This window comes from uncultured Caballeronia sp. (assembly GCF_964243625.1).
Classification (GTDB): Bacteria; Pseudomonadota; Gammaproteobacteria; order Burkholderiales; family Burkholderiaceae; genus Caballeronia.
In genome coordinates this window covers 1-15,965 of the sequence record NZ_CAXTGZ010000088.1, presented here as the reverse complement: position 1 = coordinate 15,965, position 15,965 = coordinate 1, and the positions used below count along the sequence as shown (strand labels likewise).

Annotated in this window: 14 protein-coding genes; 11 read left to right on the top strand and 3 right to left on the bottom strand. The window is 60.1% G+C overall.

Translation table 11 applies throughout. The features are described from left to right. The 5 genes from ACFFAR_RS08620 to ACFFAR_RS08600 form a co-directional block, all read left to right on the top strand. Window positions 1-520 (top strand): response regulator (locus ACFFAR_RS08620; protein ID WP_375507752.1); only part of this gene is annotated, 520 nt, incomplete at its 5' end. Between the two features lie 185 nt (window positions 521-705). Beyond that, window positions 706-1,353, top strand: coding sequence for a response regulator transcription factor (locus ACFFAR_RS08615; protein ID WP_375507751.1), 648 nt, complete (start codon window positions 706-708; stop codon window positions 1,351-1,353). A gap of 60 nt (window positions 1,354-1,413) precedes the next feature. Then, complete coding sequence (locus ACFFAR_RS08610; protein ID WP_174362966.1) at window positions 1,414-2,058, top strand: response regulator; 645 nt, start codon at window positions 1,414-1,416, stop codon at window positions 2,056-2,058. Window positions 2,059-2,262: 204 nt separating this feature from the next. Next, on the top strand, window positions 2,263-3,021 hold the full coding sequence (locus ACFFAR_RS08605; protein ID WP_075358976.1) for an aquaporin: 759 nt from the start codon (window positions 2,263-2,265) through the stop codon (window positions 3,019-3,021). Window positions 3,022-3,050: 29 nt separating this feature from the next. After that, window positions 3,051-6,593: an ATP-binding protein gene (locus ACFFAR_RS08600; protein ID WP_375507750.1), complete on the top strand. Its 3,543-nt coding sequence runs from the start codon at window positions 3,051-3,053 to the stop codon at window positions 6,591-6,593. Between the two features lie 94 nt (window positions 6,594-6,687). Here the strand turns inward: ACFFAR_RS08600 and ACFFAR_RS08595 are convergent, their stop codons facing one another. Next, on the bottom strand, window positions 6,688-7,608 hold the full coding sequence (locus ACFFAR_RS08595) for a LysR substrate-binding domain-containing protein (protein WP_174362965.1): 921 nt from the start codon (window positions 7,606-7,608) through the stop codon (window positions 6,688-6,690). 471 nt (window positions 7,609-8,079) lie between these two features. On the opposite strand from ACFFAR_RS08595, the gene ACFFAR_RS08590 reads away from it, so the two are divergent. The 3 genes from ACFFAR_RS08590 to ACFFAR_RS08580 all read left to right on the top strand — a co-directional run bounded on the left by ACFFAR_RS08590 (window position 8,080) and on the right by ACFFAR_RS08580 (window position 10,813). Next, window positions 8,080-9,213 carry a porin gene (locus tag ACFFAR_RS08590; protein WP_061998387.1) on the top strand — a complete coding sequence of 378 codons (1,134 nt, stop codon included), beginning with the start codon at window positions 8,080-8,082 and terminating at the stop codon, window positions 9,211-9,213. Between the two features lie 244 nt (window positions 9,214-9,457). Then, window positions 9,458-9,853, top strand: coding sequence for a CHRD domain-containing protein (locus ACFFAR_RS08585; protein WP_174363899.1), 396 nt, complete (start codon window positions 9,458-9,460; stop codon window positions 9,851-9,853). Window positions 9,854-9,880: 27 nt separating this feature from the next. Further along, window positions 9,881-10,813, top strand: a complete 933-nt coding sequence (locus tag ACFFAR_RS08580) for an alpha/beta hydrolase fold domain-containing protein (RefSeq protein WP_174363896.1) — start codon at window positions 9,881-9,883, stop codon at window positions 10,811-10,813. Here the strand turns inward: ACFFAR_RS08580 and ACFFAR_RS08575 are convergent. Beyond that, window positions 10,783-11,625, bottom strand: coding sequence for an EcsC family protein (locus ACFFAR_RS08575; RefSeq protein ID WP_061998389.1), 843 nt, complete (start codon window positions 11,623-11,625; stop codon window positions 10,783-10,785). The genes ACFFAR_RS08580 and ACFFAR_RS08575 overlap by 31 nt on opposite strands. A gap of 107 nt (window positions 11,626-11,732) precedes the next feature. On the opposite strand from ACFFAR_RS08575, the gene ACFFAR_RS08570 reads away from it, so the two are divergent. Together ACFFAR_RS08570 and ACFFAR_RS08565 are read left to right on the top strand one after the other, a co-directional pair. Continuing rightward, window positions 11,733-13,331, top strand: coding sequence for an MDR family MFS transporter (locus tag ACFFAR_RS08570; RefSeq protein ID WP_062169062.1), 1,599 nt, complete (start codon window positions 11,733-11,735; stop codon window positions 13,329-13,331). 49 nt (window positions 13,332-13,380) lie between these two features. Continuing rightward, the gene (locus tag ACFFAR_RS08565; RefSeq protein WP_061998391.1) at window positions 13,381-13,851 is read left to right on the top strand and encodes a MarR family winged helix-turn-helix transcriptional regulator; all 471 of its coding nucleotides are present in this window, start codon (window positions 13,381-13,383) and stop codon (window positions 13,849-13,851) included. On the opposite strand, the gene ACFFAR_RS08560 is transcribed toward ACFFAR_RS08565, so the two are convergent. Continuing rightward, window positions 13,848-15,122 carry an alanine racemase gene (locus ACFFAR_RS08560; RefSeq protein ID WP_174363897.1) on the bottom strand — a complete coding sequence of 425 codons (1,275 nt, stop codon included), beginning with the start codon at window positions 15,120-15,122 and terminating at the stop codon, window positions 13,848-13,850. The genes ACFFAR_RS08565 and ACFFAR_RS08560 overlap by 4 nt on opposite strands. Window positions 15,123-15,278: 156 nt before the next feature. On the opposite strand from ACFFAR_RS08560, the gene ACFFAR_RS08555 reads away from it, so the two are divergent. Then, window positions 15,279-15,965: SIS domain-containing protein (locus ACFFAR_RS08555; RefSeq protein WP_174363898.1), on the top strand; the 687-nt coding region annotated here is incomplete at its 3' end.

Genomic DNA, 15,965 nt, shown 5'->3' with positions numbered 1-15,965 from the left:
ATTGAGCACCATGTCCTGTGACGTGCTTGTTACGGACTTCGCCATGCCCGAGCTAGGTTCGCAGGCGGAGGACGGGTTGCGTCTGATCAAGCGAGTGCGACGGGACTGGCCGGACATTCGTATCGTCGTGCTGACCAGCGTGAGCAACGTCGCGATCCTGCGCTCGATCCTGAGCGCGGGCGCAATGGGCCTGCTCAACAAGGTCGAATCGATGGATCAACTCGCGGCGGCCGTCAAGTTTGCGGGCGTCGGGCGCCGGTATCTGAGTTCATCGGTTGTCGATGCGCTGGCCGTGGCCGGTGCGGAGAACGATCTGCTCGGTGAAGGTCCGCGCCTGTCACCTCGCGAAATCGAAGTAGTACGTATGTTTGCAAGCGGCCTTTCGATTACCGAGATCGCGCAATTCATGAAGCGCGACGTGCGCACCATCAGCCGTCAAAAACGCGACGCCATGAGCAAGCTCGGTGTTCAGAACGATCCCGGATTGTTCGCATTCGCGCGCGCGTACGGCCTCACGTAAATGAGATTTCTTAACTTGAAATGCTTTCAGAGGCATCTTATGTCGATGGCGGCGCGGATCAACGATCCTGCAGCAGGCCACGCAAAAAGAGGCACAGTACAACCCGCCTTGAGCGGACGCATCACCCGGGCGGACATCGGGTTTAAAAAGGTTAGGAAATGATTGCGTTCACTCAACGAATCAGATTGGCGGTCGCCGACGATCATCCATTAGTCGTTCTTGCCATAGAGCGTCTGATTGCCAGTCTTAAAAACATCGAGATCGTGTGCCGCGCGCAGGATTCCACGGGTCTGATCGCATCGCTCGAGCAGGAGAAATGCGACGTTGTCATCATGGATTTCTACATGCCCGGCGGTACGTACGGCGACGGCATAGACTTGATCAAGTTCATTGTTCAGCATCATCCGAAGACCGCGATTGTTGTCCTGTCGATGACAACAGACGCCGACCTCATCGCTCGGGCGCTCGACGCCGGTGCGAACGCCGTGGTCAGCAAACAGGACCGACTGGAATTGATCTACGTGGCCATCGTCAACGTGCTTGCGAAGGAGGAGTACCTTGGGCCGTCGATACGTGAGCTTCTCGCCGGTGCGACTTCGGCGCATCGGGTGGACCAGATCCGGAAAAAGCTCACGCGCCGCGAACTTGACGTAATCGTCCGCTATGCGAGCGGCGAGAACATTACTGAAATAGCGCGTGAGCAGGGTCGTAGCGTCAAGACCATCAGCGCACAGAAATGCGGAGCCATGCGCAAGCTCGAGTTGAACACGGACGCAGAACTTTACCAATTTGCGCTTCAGAGTGGCCTGATTCAAATGCAGCAGTCCGGGTGATAGCTTAAAAGCCGCATCGGAATGCGTAACTCATCACGTAGACAGCGAAAGCATTAACAAGTGGATTCGAAAACCCGGATTATCCTGGCCGATGATCACGCGGCCGTCAGAGAGGGCATCAGTGCCTGGCTTCAGTGCGATCCGCGTGTGGAAGTGGTGGCGACCGCCGGCGACACCGAATGCCTCGCAGACCTGATCGGACGGTTTCCGTGCGATATCGTGATCTCGGACATCGGCATGCGGGGTATCGACGGCAAGAGCAATGCCATAGCGTTCTTGCGGTCCTTTCTTGGGCAGCCAGAGCGGGCGCGCCTGATCGTCGTCACCATGATTGCGCAACCTCAGATGCTCGCCGGTCTGCTCGAGCTTGGGGCCGACGGCCTCTTGGACAAGCGTGATTGCATTGAGTCCTTGAATGAGGCGATGGCCGCGGTGATTCGCGGCGAGTGCTTTGTGTCAAAGCATGTGGAAGCGCTGCTGAAATCCCATGCCGGGAATAAACCCGGCCGGGCAGGCGTCTTGAGCGCGCGCGAATGGGAAGTGTTCCAGTTGTATGCCGCTGGCAAGTCACTCATTGGCATTGCGGAGCATCTCGGAAGAAGCGTCAAGACCATAGGCACGCAAAGGCGCAACGCCATGCGAAAGCTCGGTCTCGAAACGGAAACGCAACTCCTGAACTATCTCAGGCAGATCGGGCTTTCTTGAGCCGCTCTCGTCGCGCCCGCAGCACCGAGAAAAACGTAAAAACCAATCCTCATTCAGTCAGACGTGTTTAGGAATGCTCTGATTAATCGGACGGATCTTTACGCCCAGACTCGATCTCTTTACTCCCCGATGTTTGCCGTCCCGCGACGATTGCCGTGCGGTTACGCATCGGGCGACGGAGCTCAACGTGGGACGGAAGACGATATGTTCAAGAAGATATTAAGCGAGTGCGTCGGAACGTTTTCGCTCGTCTTTTTCGGTTGCGGCTCCACGGCGCTCGCCAGCGGTTATTTTCGCACGGACCTCGGCCTCATTTGTCAGGCGGTGGCCTTCGGCCTTGCTGCTACCACGCTCGTATATGTGTTGCGTCCCATCTCCGGCGCGCACTTCAATCCAGCGGTAACGGTTGGATTTGCCGTCGCCAATCGATTTCCCGTACGCGACCTCATACCAACTATCGCGGCGCAGGTTTGCGGCGCGATTGCCGGGGCGTGGCTTCTTTATGTTGTGGCCAGCGCGCGGCCTGGCGTGTTGCCGGGTCCCGTTGCACTTGGTGTGAACGGCTACGGCGTTCATTCCCCCGCTCGTTACCAACTGCACGCGGCGTTGATCGTGGAAGTGCTGATGACCTTCGTCTTCGTGCTCGTCAATCTTGCCGTGACGTCGGGCAAACGCATGCGAGCCAGTGGTGCGGCGCTGATCGGGTTGTCTTTGACCTTGTGTTCGCTGCTGGCCATTCCCGTCACGAATGCGTCCCTCAATCCGGCGCGATCGACCGGTCCCGCGCTTGTCATGGGAGGCTGGGCACTCGACCAGTTGTGGCTCTTCTGGGCAGCGCCGCTTGCAGGGGGTGTGCTCGCAGGCTTCTTCTATCCCACGCTCCAGCGCAACGCTTCAGCCGATAACAGTCCCATACAAAACACGGGCCGTGTCGGCGGCGTGCTGGACAAACAGCCGCTATGACCAGCGCGCATCGACCCTTCCTGCACGCCATGTCAACTTCCCCAATACCCCGCCTGGCTCGCGTGATGACGCTGTTCATGCTCGTCCTGATGGGGTCGGGCGTGTCTGCTGATCCAGTGCGTGCCGAACAATCGCTGGATCATTATTCGACACTCACCATCGGTGCTCTCGCAAACGGGACCGCGAAAACGGTGATGCAAGCCAATGGTGAACCGGTCGGCGTCAGCGCGGATGGTTCGAATGAATCGGCGAGACGTGGATCGCAAACCGGCGAAGAGGCCCCGGCGCTCGACCTCAGCGCCGACGAACACGCCTACCTGCGCTCGCTGCCGCCACTCGCTCTGGGCATCGACACGAGTTGGGCGCCATTCACCTCCGCCGAGTCCGACGGCCACACCGGCGGAAATGTGCTCGCTTACACGGCTTATTTATCCAGGGCGCTCGATATCGATTTCGATCCGCGCATGTATCCGGACTGGACTGCGGTATCGAACGCGTTCGGCAACGGACAGGTCGACGTGATCGCGACGCGTCGCGAAGACCAACTGCAGGGCATCGGGCCGGCGCGCGATTTTGAGAACATCGGTTTCGCAGTGCGTCCTGAATACCGCCGGCTCGTGCCGCTGATCGACCGCGCGTTGCGCGCCATGCCCGCCGCCGACAAGGAAAGGATTCTCCAGGCGAGTCTGGTGGCGTCCGATCCGCTATCGAGCGGATGGAGCGTCAGCGCAATGCGCTTGTTGCCTGTGCTGATTGCCATCGGCGTAATCCTCGGCGTGACGTTGCGTGCATTCGTTCTGCTTCAACGCGAGATGGCCAGGCGCGTCGAGACGGAGCAGCGTCTCGCTACCCAGCTCAGCTTCCAGCAGACCATGATGGAAGTCGTGCCCTATCCGCTGGTCGCGAAGGACCTGGGGAATCGCTATATCGCGGTGAATCGCGCGTTCGAAAAAATGCTCGGAATCCGGCGCGAGGACGTGATCGGCCACACCGCGCTCGAAGCACAGTCCTGGGGCCCCGAAAACAGCAAGCGCCTGCACGATCTCGTTGGTCAGAGCATCACGAACGGGCAGCGCGAACAAGTTGAATTCGCGTTTCACAACCGTCTGGGCGAACTGCGTCACGCGCTTTTCTGGACCGGCGCATTCAAGGCGGCGGACGGCGCGATGGCAGGCGCGGTCGGCACCATGATCGACATCACGGATATCCGCGACGCCGAAATGCGCGCGCGCGAGAACGAGCGCCGTCTGCACGATGTCACCCGCTCGCTGCCGGCCGTCGTGTTCCAGTTGCGTCGCGCGACAGACGGCACCTACGGGTTCCCGTATGTGGGCGGCGACACGCGGCATCTGTTCGGCCTTGATCTCGCGACGTTGAGCAACGACCAGGTGGCGGGATTGTCGGTGATTCACGCCGAGGACAAACGCAGCGTGCGCGAAACAATCGAGCGTTCAGCGCAGACGCTCGAGCCGATCCACATGGAGTTTCGCTCGATCGCAGACGAAGGCCGCCGGTGGATCCGCGCCGATCTCGTCGCGAATCGAGAGACGGACGGCGCCGTGGTCTGGAACGGTTATTGGATCGACGCGAGCATCGAGCGCGCGCGCGCCGACGAACTCGCCGCAGCGCGCGATGCGGCCGAAGCGGCTTCGCGTGCAAAGGACGATTTCCTCGCGATGATGAGTCACGAAATCCGTACACCGATGAACGGTGTGCTCGGGCTCGTGGAGGTCTTCGAGACCACGCCGCTCAATCCGGACCAGTCGCAGATGCTCGGCATGATCCAGGATTCGGCGAGCGCGCTGCTGCAGATCCTCGATGACCTGCTCGACTATTCGAAGATCGAGGCGGGGCGGTTGACCATCGAATCGATGCCGATCGATTTGCGCGAACTCGTCGATAACGCCGTCGGCCTGCTCGCCGGACGCGCGCACGAAAAGGGTCTGCGCGTGCGTGCTGCCGTGTCGCCGGATGTCGCCGCAAGTCTGCGCGGCGACAGCGTGCGCTTGCGCCAGGTGTTGTTCAACTTGCTGAGCAACGCCATCAAGTTCACGATGAAAGGCGACGTCGCCTTATCGGTGAATATGGTTGCAAGCGCACGCGGTGTGCAGACGGTCGAATTGAGCGTGGAGGACACCGGCATTGGCATTGCAGCCGACGCCCAGGCAAGCCTTTTCGAACCCTTCGTGCAAGCTGAAACGTCCACCACTCGACGCTTCGGCGGCACGGGGCTTGGCCTCACGATCTGCCACAAACTCGTCGAACTGATGGGCGGAACGCTCGAGCTGAAAAGCGAGTTGGGTGTCGGCACGAAGATGACCGTTCGTCTGAGCATGCCGGTGGAAACGACCAGTTATCAGATCGGCGGAATGCGCGGCAAGCGCGGCATCATTGCAATCGATGACCCACGCGTGGCCCGTGCACTCGTGGATTATGGGCAGGCGCTCGGCCTCGAACTCAAGATTCATTCTCGCGATGACGCCGCGTTGCGCGATCCGCAAACATTCAATGGTATCGACCTGGTGTTCCTCAGCGATACACACGGGGAAGCGCTGCCGTTGAAAACGCAGGTGATCCACGTCACGGAGAAGCCCAAGCCGACGGGATATCGCATTCTCGAAAACGACATTCGCGTGAGCGTGAATCCGATCTCATGGCGGGGTCTCGGCGCCGCGTGCGTCGCCGCGCTGACAGGCTTGCCGCAGATTGCGTCGCGCGCCACACGCAGTACTGATACAAACATGGAAGCGCCCGATCGCGACCGCGCGATTCGCGCGGGACGGCTTGTGCTCGTGGCAGAGGATCATCCGGTGAACCAGGAGTTGATCCGGCATCAGTTGTCGCTGCTTGGATTTGCCTGCGACATCGTGCCCGATGGCGTGGAAGCGCTTGCTGCACTGAAGCATGGGCATTACGGCTACCTCATCACCGACTGCCATATGCCCAACATGACCGGCTACGAGCTGGCCCGGCGTGTGCGGGCGAGCGAACTGGGTTTGTCGAAGAGACTGCCTATCCTTGGCATCACCGCGAGCACCGCGCCGGAGGAACTGTCCATGTGCCGCGATGCAGGCATGGACGATTGCTTCGTCAAGCCGACCCGTCTCGCTACATTGCGCGATCACTTGAACCGATGGCGCGTGATGGAAAACTCGTCGGCTGCGCCGCAGCCTGATGGAACTGCGGAGCCGCAATCCGCTGCGGGCCCGGACACGGCGACCACTGAAAGCGATGAACTCAATCTCGGCTATATGACGCAACTGTGGGGCAGCGAGACGACCGTGAAGGCGTTGCTCGATGCGTTTGCATCGTCATTTCGCGATGATCTGGAAACGCTCAGGTCATTGCTCGACAACGGCGGTTCGGTCGCACAATTGCGGGAATGGCATCACCGGGTGATCGGGGCGGCGAGCGTGCTGCAGTACCGGCCATTACAGGTGGCGCTCGATACCTTCCGTCGCGATCTTCTCGACAAACCGGCCACGCGCCGGAACGAAGATGGCGCGGTGCTGATCGCACGCTGCGAAGTGCTGCTCGAAATCATAGAAGGGCAGTGCGCGGCAATGGCGTGAAACGTGTTGCTCGTCATCATGTGCGAAGAGCAAACAAGCGGGCCGGTTCAACCTTCAGTTGTTGAACCGGCCCGTTTCAAATGATTCCGCGCGGTTAGAACAACGCGCTCACTGCCGTGTCTTTCCTGAAATGCGCGATCGTAAAGTCCACGAACGAACGTGTTTTCGCCGATACATGACGGCGCCCCGGATAGACCAGCGACACTTCCTTGTCGGCGTTGTTTACTGTGTAATCGGTCAGGAGGCGCAGCAGCGTGCCGTCCTTGAGATCGTCGGCAATATGGCTTTCGGGAAGTGCCGTGATGCCCATGCCGGACAGTGCGGCTTGCCGCAGCATTTGCGAATTGTTGACCGTGTAATCCGGGTCGATGACGATATCCTCGTCCTCGCCGGTCTCGTTCGTGAACGACCAGGTCGCGCCATGTATATCCGCCGATGGCGACAAGAAAGCGTGCGCCGGCAAATCGCCGGGACGTAACGGTACGCCATGCTTCGCGAGATAGCCGGGCGCCGCCACGATCACGGGCGTCACCTTGAACAGCGGCCGGTTGATCAGCGTGCCGCTATTGACCATGCGCGGCACGACTATGCCGACGTCGAAGCCCTCATCCACCAGATCGACCGGCCGATGCAACAGCGTGAGCCGCAACTTCACGTTCGGAAATGCCTCGCGATAATCACAAAGCAGCGGCGTGAGTCCGAACAGCGAAAACGATGCCGATGCCACGAGCTTCAGCACGCCCGAAGGATCGAACGAAGTTTGCGACACCGTTGATTCAATCGCCTCCACCTGTTCGATGACCGCGCGGCAGCCCTCGGCATACGAGGCGCCCGCTTCGGTAAGTGACACGCTGCGCGTGGTGCGGTTCAGAAGACGCGTGTTGAGATGCGCCTCGAGTAACGCGACGTACCGTGTGATGACCGCGTTCGACAAATCGAGCACGGCGGCAGCCCGGCCGAACGACCCGGTTTCAGCGACCTTCACGAAAACGCGCATGGCTTGCAAATGATTCATTGACTACCGATGCTCACAGAGTCACCCCGTTCATGTCATATCGAGGCTGAAAAGTCGTGCGTTGAGTTCCTTCTTCAGTCCACTCACTCGCGTGCGCGATGCTAATCCCGCGAAGTTATCCCGGAAATAGGAATGGGACGAAAGCAGCGGAAAGGGCGTGAGTGTCGTGCGGTTGCTACTGTCGCAACTGTGCAACGCATGCAACTAATTAGGTATCCGGACATTAATTCAAGATAGTGAAATTGCCTGATGCGACAACACTTTGCGCGATCGGAAGCGCTACTTTTCGACTTATTCAAAAAGCCTTTTGTGTGTGCCTTGATGGTTTGCCTAAAAGCCCGCGCCCTAAACTTTGTTCAGCCGAATCGCGGTGTCCGGGAAAAGACCGGAAACGAGTCGCCTTGAAGTCAGACAGGAAGGCGGCGCGTTATGCAACCAGTCGAGTCGACAGACTCATTAAAAGGATCAACCATGAAAAAGACTCTGATCGTCGCGGCCGTAGCCGCTTCTTTTGCGACCGCCGCCAACGCGCAAAGCAGCGTTACGCTGTATGGCCTTATTGATGCCGGCTTTACCTATGTGAACAACGAAAAGTCGGCGAACGCAGACAAAGGCAGCGCTGCAGCGTTCCGCCTGTCGAGCGGTAACATCAACGGCAGCCGTTGGGGCCTGCGCGGTGCTGAAGACCTGGGTGGCGGCATGAAGGCCATCTTCACGTTGGAGAACGGTTTCAACATCGGCACCGGCGCTTCGCAACAAGGCGGTCGTGAGTTCGGCCGTCAGGCATATGTCGGTATTTCGACGGCTCAGTTCGGTACGGTGACGTTGGGTCGCCAGTATGACTCGGTGGTCGACTATGTCGCGCCGTTGACGGCTAACGGCAGCTGGGGCGGTACGTATTTCTCCCATCCGTTCGACAACGACAACACGGACAACTCGTTCCGCGTGAACAACTCGGTCAAGTACCAGAGCGCCAACTACGGCGGCCTGACATTCGGTGGCCTGTATGGCTTCTCGAACGAAGCAGGTGGTTTTGCTGATAACCGCGCTTACAGCGCCGGCGCACAGTATGCATACGGCCCGTTCAAGATGGCTGCAGCTTACCTGCAGGTCCAGAATGGCAACAGCGCAAACCTCGGCGGTGCTATCACCGAGACAAACGGTGATCCGCTGATGGCAAACGTTTCGGCACAGACGCAACGTACGTTCGGCGTTGGTGCGAACTACTCGTTCGGCCCCGCAACGGTCGGCGCAGTATGGACGCAAAGCCGCTTCCAGTTCGTTGGTGGTGATTCGACGCTCCGCTACAACAACTACGAAGTGAACGCACGCTACTCGCTGACCCCGGCTCTGGCACTCGGCGCGGCATATACGTACACGGACCGCAAGGGCATGGTTCCGGGCAACGCCAACAACGACCACGCTCGTTACCATCAAGTTGGCCTCCAGACGGACTACGCGTTGTCCAAGCGTACGGACATCTATGCTGAAGGCGTTGTACAGTTGACGGACGGCGACACGGCAGCTCAAGTGTACGGTTCGAACGCTCGCGCAGTACACGGCAACCAGGTGGTGGTGTCGACGGGTCTTCGTCACCGCTTCTAATGGTGTAACGCTGTAAGTTTCACGTTGTAACGAAAAGGCGCCGAATGGCGCCTTTTCGCATTTTGGCCCACCGTTTTTCCTGTGAATGCATCCAAGGAAGCGTGTCTCAAAAATGCTCTACTATGACCGCACGATGAGACAGACCACTCATCGACTCGTTGGTTATCCATTAGAGAGCAAAAATATGTTCACGAGATCCGGTTCATTGCACAGCAGACGTCTTGCAAACCTGACCCTGTTGCTGATGTCGTTGACGTCCGTTCCAGCTTTTGCCGATAGCGTCGTGTTGCAAGCCAATTTGCAACCTTCGAGCGAAGTGCCGCCGCGCGTAAGCAAGGGGCATGGCGTGCTGAAAGCCACCTTCGATACAACCACCAAAACGCTGCAGTGGAACGTGACGTATGCCGATTTGTCCGGCCCGGCGACCATGGCGCATTTCCACGGTCCGGCGCCTGTCGGGCAGAACGCAAAGGTGCAGGTTCCTATCGATAAAAACGCGTTGCCGAGTCCTATCAACGGCGAGGCGACGCTCTCCGAAGAACAGGCTACCGAACTGATGGCCGGCAAGTACTACTTCAACATACATACTGAAACGAACCCGACGGGCGAGATTCGCGGGCAAGTGATGCCCGCAAACTAGCACCGCCTAGATAAGAGAGGACGGTTCATGAGTTGGCAGAGTACGTTGATGTGTTGGGTCCTGCGCCACAGGATGCGCCCTGCAACCGCCACGCCCGGGATCGATGTAGCCAAGGCACGCGCAATGACATCGAAGCGCGCGTGGTCGCCCAAGGTCCAACGCGGTTGGCATCTTCAAGAAAGGTACGCCGAGAGCGACGCGCCCCTTCGTGGCGAATGGCTTTCGCCCGCGGCGCCTTCGGACATCACGATCCTTTATCTGCATGGCGGCGGTTATTACTTTTGCTCGCCGCCGACGCATCGCAACCTCGTGTTCGCGTTTGCCCGGCGTTCCGGCGCGCGCATTTTTTCGCTCGATTACCGGCTCGCGCCCGAGCATCCGTTTCCGGCAGCGCACGATGACGCTCTGGCTGCGTACAGAAAGCTCATCGCCGATGGTGTGGCGCCACAGTCGCTTGTGATTGCCGGCGATTCGGCGGGAGGCGGCCTCGCGCTCGCCGCGCTGCTCGCATTGCGCGATGCCGGCGACCCGATGCCCGCAGGCGCAGTGTTGTTTTCGCCGTGGACGGACCTGGCGGCGACGGGTGCATCGATCACAACCAACAATGGCCGCGACCCCATGTTCTACGGCCGCGCAATCGCGCCGGCGGGCAAGCTTTATACAGGAAGCGCGGATGTCCGCAACCCGTATGTATCGCCGTTATATGGACGCTTCGATGGCTTGCCGCCGGTCTTCATCCAGGCGGGCGACACGGAGGTGCTCTTCGACGATTCCACGCGCTTCGTCGAGAAAGCGCAAGCGGCGGGCGTGAACGTAGAGTTTCAAGTCTTGCCGAACATGCCGCACGCTTTACAGATGCTGGCGCCATTCGTGCCGGAAGCGAACCGGGCGTTGGAACACGCGGCGCAGTTCGTACGCCGCGTAGCGCTTCACCGGCCGCTGGAAATATCGATGGTCTGAAACGCGCGCTCCACCGCGAGCTGTCCATATTGGCGCTCCAGCCGGCGCACGGTGAAATGCCCGTGCGCCATCTGCTGGAAGTGATCGATAAACACCGTATTCACCATTGCCCCGAGCACGGCGCCGATCGCGGGAATCGACTTCGCGGCGACCTGTTCGCTGACCTGCACCGAAAAGCGCGACGCCACCGTCTGCAAGAACTTGAGCAACGCCGTCGAGCCATGTCCGCTCAATCCCTTCGCGGCAATCTCGCTCGTCGCCTTGGATACCGACTGCGCCAGCGTCCCGCGCACGATGAAATAACCAATATCGGCGTTGTCGTCGCTCGAACTCGGGCCGCCCATGCCGAGGACCATCAGGCATTGCAACTGGGTATCGATGAGATGAATGTCTTCGCCTTCACTGCGTGCAATGTCGCAGATCGAGCGGAACATCAGCGTGGTCGTGACCGGCAATTCCACCGGTAGCGCGAACATTCCGAACGCACCGCCCGCCGCGCCGGTCGTCGCCACCGCGAGCTTGTGCATCAGGTTGTGCGGTTTTTCAGGCGGCAGCAGGACGCCATCCACTGAACTTTTGGTCAACGTGCGCAACGCCAGTTGCAGGCATTTCTTGAGCGCGGCCTGCGTGGCGTCATCGATTTTTTCCTGCGCGATGTTCGGCATGCGCGCCATCAGCTTCTCGATGGGCGAGCCCACCACGCTTGCCAGTTTCATCGTCAGGGACGGGCTTTCCAGCGCTTCCTTGGCGCGGCGCAAGGTCGCCAGGTCTTCCGGGGAAAGGGGCGAGACGGAGATTGGCGTCGGTTCCATGATGTTTTTCGAAAGGGTCCAGGAAGGATTCAGGCTTTGATTTAGAGCATTATCGCGTGCTATGATTCCCGGTCTGTTGACAAGTCAATCATTGCGGTATCAAAAAAATGGCCGTTCATACTGCCGCGCATCACTCCGCGGGACAAGTACTCCCTTTCCGCGAATCGCTGATGGCGATGCTCGGAATCTGTTTCGTGACCATGCTGGTCGCGCTCGATCAAACCGTCGTCGGCACGGCGTTGCCGACCATCGTTGCCGAGCTTAAAGGTTTCGACCTGTACGCTTGGGTTGCGACCTCGTACTTGCTCACATCGGTCATTACCGTGCCTGTTTTCGGGCGGCTCGGCGATTATTACGGGCGCAAGCCGTTCGTGATTGCATCGATTGTCGTGTTCACCGCAGCGTCTGCGCTTTGCGGCATGGCCAACGACATGCTGTTTCTCGTGCTCGCGCGCGGCCTTCAGGGCATTGGCGGCGGCATGCTGGTCGGAACCGCTTTCGCGTGCATTGCCGATTTGTTCCCCGATTCCGTCGTGCGCCTGCGGTGGCAGGTCATGATGAGCTCGGCGTTCGGTATCGCCAATGCGGTCGGTCCGTCGCTCGGCGGCATCCTGACCCAATATTACGGCTGGCGCTCAGTTTTCTATGTCAATTTGCCCGTCGGATTGATATCGGTGTTCTTCGTCTGGCGCTTCCTGCCGCACCTTCGCCACATCAAGCATGAAGGCAAGATGCGACTTGACTGGCAAGGCGCGGGCCTGATCGCGATTGCGCTCGGTTCGTTGCAGTTGTTCGTCGAGATGTTGCCGAAGCACGGCGTTTCAGCGGGAACGCTGGTGCTGCTGGTGGTGAGCGTAGCGTGCGGTTATGCGCTCTGGAAGTGGGAGCGTCGCTGCGATTACGCCATTCTTCCAGTCGATATGTTCCGCAACAAGAGCCTGTCCGCACTTTTCACGTTGGCGATACTCGGCGGTTTCACGATGTTCTCGCTGCTGTTCTACGCGCCGCTGTTGTTCCAGGGCGGGTTCGGCATGTCGCCAAAGGACGCCGGGCTGATCATCACGCCGCTGGTGGTGTTTATTACTATCGGCAGCATTTTGAACGGGCGGATCGTCACGCGGGTGAAGAACCCGAACGCCATGCTGTATGTCGGTTTCGCGTTGCTCGCACTCTCGTGTCTTGGCGTGGTGATCGCGACGCGCTCCATGCCGCGGCCGCTCTTGATGGGAATCATGGTGCTCGGCGGCATGGGTCTCGGTTTCGTCATGCCTAACCTGACGGTGTTCGCGCAATTGACGGCGGGACGTGAGCATCTGGGGATTGCGACGGCGTTGCTGCAATCGCTGCGCATGATTGGCGGCATGGTCGGCACGGCGCTGACCGGCACGCTGATTACGCATCTCTACGCAAGCGGCGTGCGGCTTTCACTCGATAAAGACAACGCCGGCCACTGGTTCGGCGATCTCAGCGATCCGCAAATTCTCATCAACCACGAAGCGCAGACCACGCTCTTGTCGCAACTGATCGCGGCAGGTCATAACGGCGTTGCGCTGCTGGAATCGGCGCGCGAATCGCTGGTGGCGGCAATCCACATCGGTATTGCAGTGGCGGCCGTCGTTGCGGTGGTCGCCGTGTGGCAATCGCGGCGAGTGCCGCCGGTCCGCCTGAAGGGCACGAAGGTGGAGCCGGCCATCATGGCCGAATGAATTCAATGTTGGACGCGCGGCATTCACGCGGAGCAGGGAATCAATCAGCATGGACGAAACGGAACGCATCGCGGTCATTCAGCAGTTCGGACGCACTTATCGTGTGTTCATGCAGTCTTTCGAGTCGCAAGTCGGCCAGCCTATGCCGCGCTGGCGCATCCTGATCGCATTGCACGATCATGCGGGCGAGTTGTCGCAGAAGAAGCTGGTCGAGCGGCTGCGCGTCGATCCGGGCGCGCTCACGCGGCAACTGAAAACGCTCGAGGCGCTGGGCTGGATTGCCCGCAGCGTGGATCAGCGCGACAACCGCATCTCCAACGTGATCCTCACAGATGAAGGCCGCGCGGTCGTCAACGCCGGCCTGCCACGCCGCAACACGTTTCTGAGCGAAACGCTTTCCACGCTGCCCGACGAAGCCATCACGGCGTTGTCGGGCGCGCTGCGTGTGCTGGAGCAGCGCATCATCGAGGTCGCGTCGACGTCCTCGGAAAGCGACGCCACGCTCAGCGACAACGCTTAAAACGCCGTCTCGACCACTTCCTTCACGCGATATTTTGCATCGACAATGAGAATTTGGCGCCATTTGTCGAAGGTGAGGCACGGGTGCGAGATGTCGAACGCAATCATGTCGCCGACCTTGATGTCATCGCCCGGCTTGATTCGCAAGTACGCGTGCTGGTCCATCATGCCGAAGATTTCCCAGCCTTCTCCCGGCGCAACGTCGCGCGGCAATTGCGTGCCGGGGCGGAAGTGGCGTGCGGATTCGGGCATGCCGGCATCGAAGGCTGCGTCGCGTTTCCCCAAGCCGATGATCACACGATCCGGCTCCGGAATCGACTGCACGTAAGCCCACAATTGCAACGCCGGTTTCAGCCCTTCGCCCATCTTCTTTGCGATCGGATTGCGCGCAAAAATCTCGTTTTGCGCTTTCTTGTAGACGCCGACGTCGTGCGTCAGGTAACAGCCCGGACGCAGGATCACTTCGATGGCGTCGCTATTCGCCTTCGCGAATTCATCGGCGACGACGTCGTACCAGGCCGATCCCGCGCCCGACAGAATCGCCGGCTTGCGTTCGATCTTGCCCTGCGCGACCAGCTCGCGCGTCACGTCCACCGCGTGCTGTAAAAACGCGCGCACCTTCGACTCATCCTGCAGCACGCCTTCATACAACTCGACGCCCGTCAGCTTCACCGTATCCGGCCAACGCGCGATGGCGGCGAGCACGGCGTCGCGCTGCGCATTATCACGAATGCCGGTGCGGCCGCCTTCCACGCCCAGCTCCAGCAGCACGTTGACCTGCTTGTTCACATCGCTGAAAAACGCGCCGAGCTGATCGACGTTATCCGCCGAATCCACGAGGCAATGGAACTCGAAACCCGGGTCGGTGAGCAGCTCCGCGATCATGCCCATGTTGCGTTTGCCGACGAGCTGGTTCGCCATCAACACGCGATGCACACCGCCGCGATACGCCGCGCGGACCTGATGCGCCGTCGCAAGGGTGATGCCCCACGCGCCGGCGTCGAGCTGGCGGCGGAACAATTGGGGCGCCATGGTCGTCTTGCCGTGCGGCGCGAGTTTTACACCGTATTCCGCCACGAACGCCTGCATCCACTTCAGGTTGTGCTCCATGCGGTCCGCGTATAGCACGGCGGCGGGCAGGCTCACGTCTTCATCGAGCAGATTCCAGTCGAGACGCGCGGCATCCGCCAGGTGGACGCTCACGCCCGGGACCATGCCGAGACCCTTGCCGAAAGGATCGATTGTCGCCGTCTGATAGTTTGTAACTTTCATGTGCTGCTGCTCCATCGTTCGTTTGTATGTCTCCTGGCTCTTATTTTGAGACGCCGCCTGCATATTCCAGATTGACTCGCTTATGGTACAGAAAGTACGATGCCTGATAAATTGTTATTTAGTACCACGCTCCACAAACGCGCGCAAAAGGTTGCCATGAACGTGTCGTCCGAACCGCCAGCTTTCGATATCGTCGCCCGGATCGCCGAGCGCGCGCCCGAATTGCGCACGGCGGAGCGCAAGGTCGCAGCACTCATTCTCGACGATCTGACCGGTGCATCGCGCGCGAGCATCGGCGCGTTGGCAAAAAAAGCGGCGGTCAGCATTGCGACCGTGACGCGGTTTGCGAAAGCAGTCGGCTGCGAGGATGTGCGCGAACTGAAGCTGCGGCTGGCGCAAGCGGCGGCCGTCGGGCAGCGGTTCTTGCGCGGCGGTGGTGATCGCAGCAGTGACGACGCGCTCCCCGATTCCCTCGCTTCCCGCATTTTCGACGATATCCAGACTACGCTCGCCCACAATCGCGGCGCATTGCAGGCGGCGCCGATTGCCGCCGCCGCCGATGCCCTCGCTGGCGCCCAGATGATCTACGTCTTCGGCATGGGCGGCGGGTCGACCGCGCTTGCCGATGAAATGCGCTTTCGCCTCGTGCGCCTCGGCCGCCCGGTGGCGTCGTATCAGGATGGTTTGCTGCAGCGGATGGTCGCCGCGACGCTCTCCAAAGATCACGTGGTCGTGGCGTTGTCGGTGACGGGACGCACGCCCGAGATGGTCGAGAGTTGCCGCGTCGCGCGGGAATACGGCGCTCGGGTGATTGCACTGACCGCGCCGGTTTCGCCGCTCGCG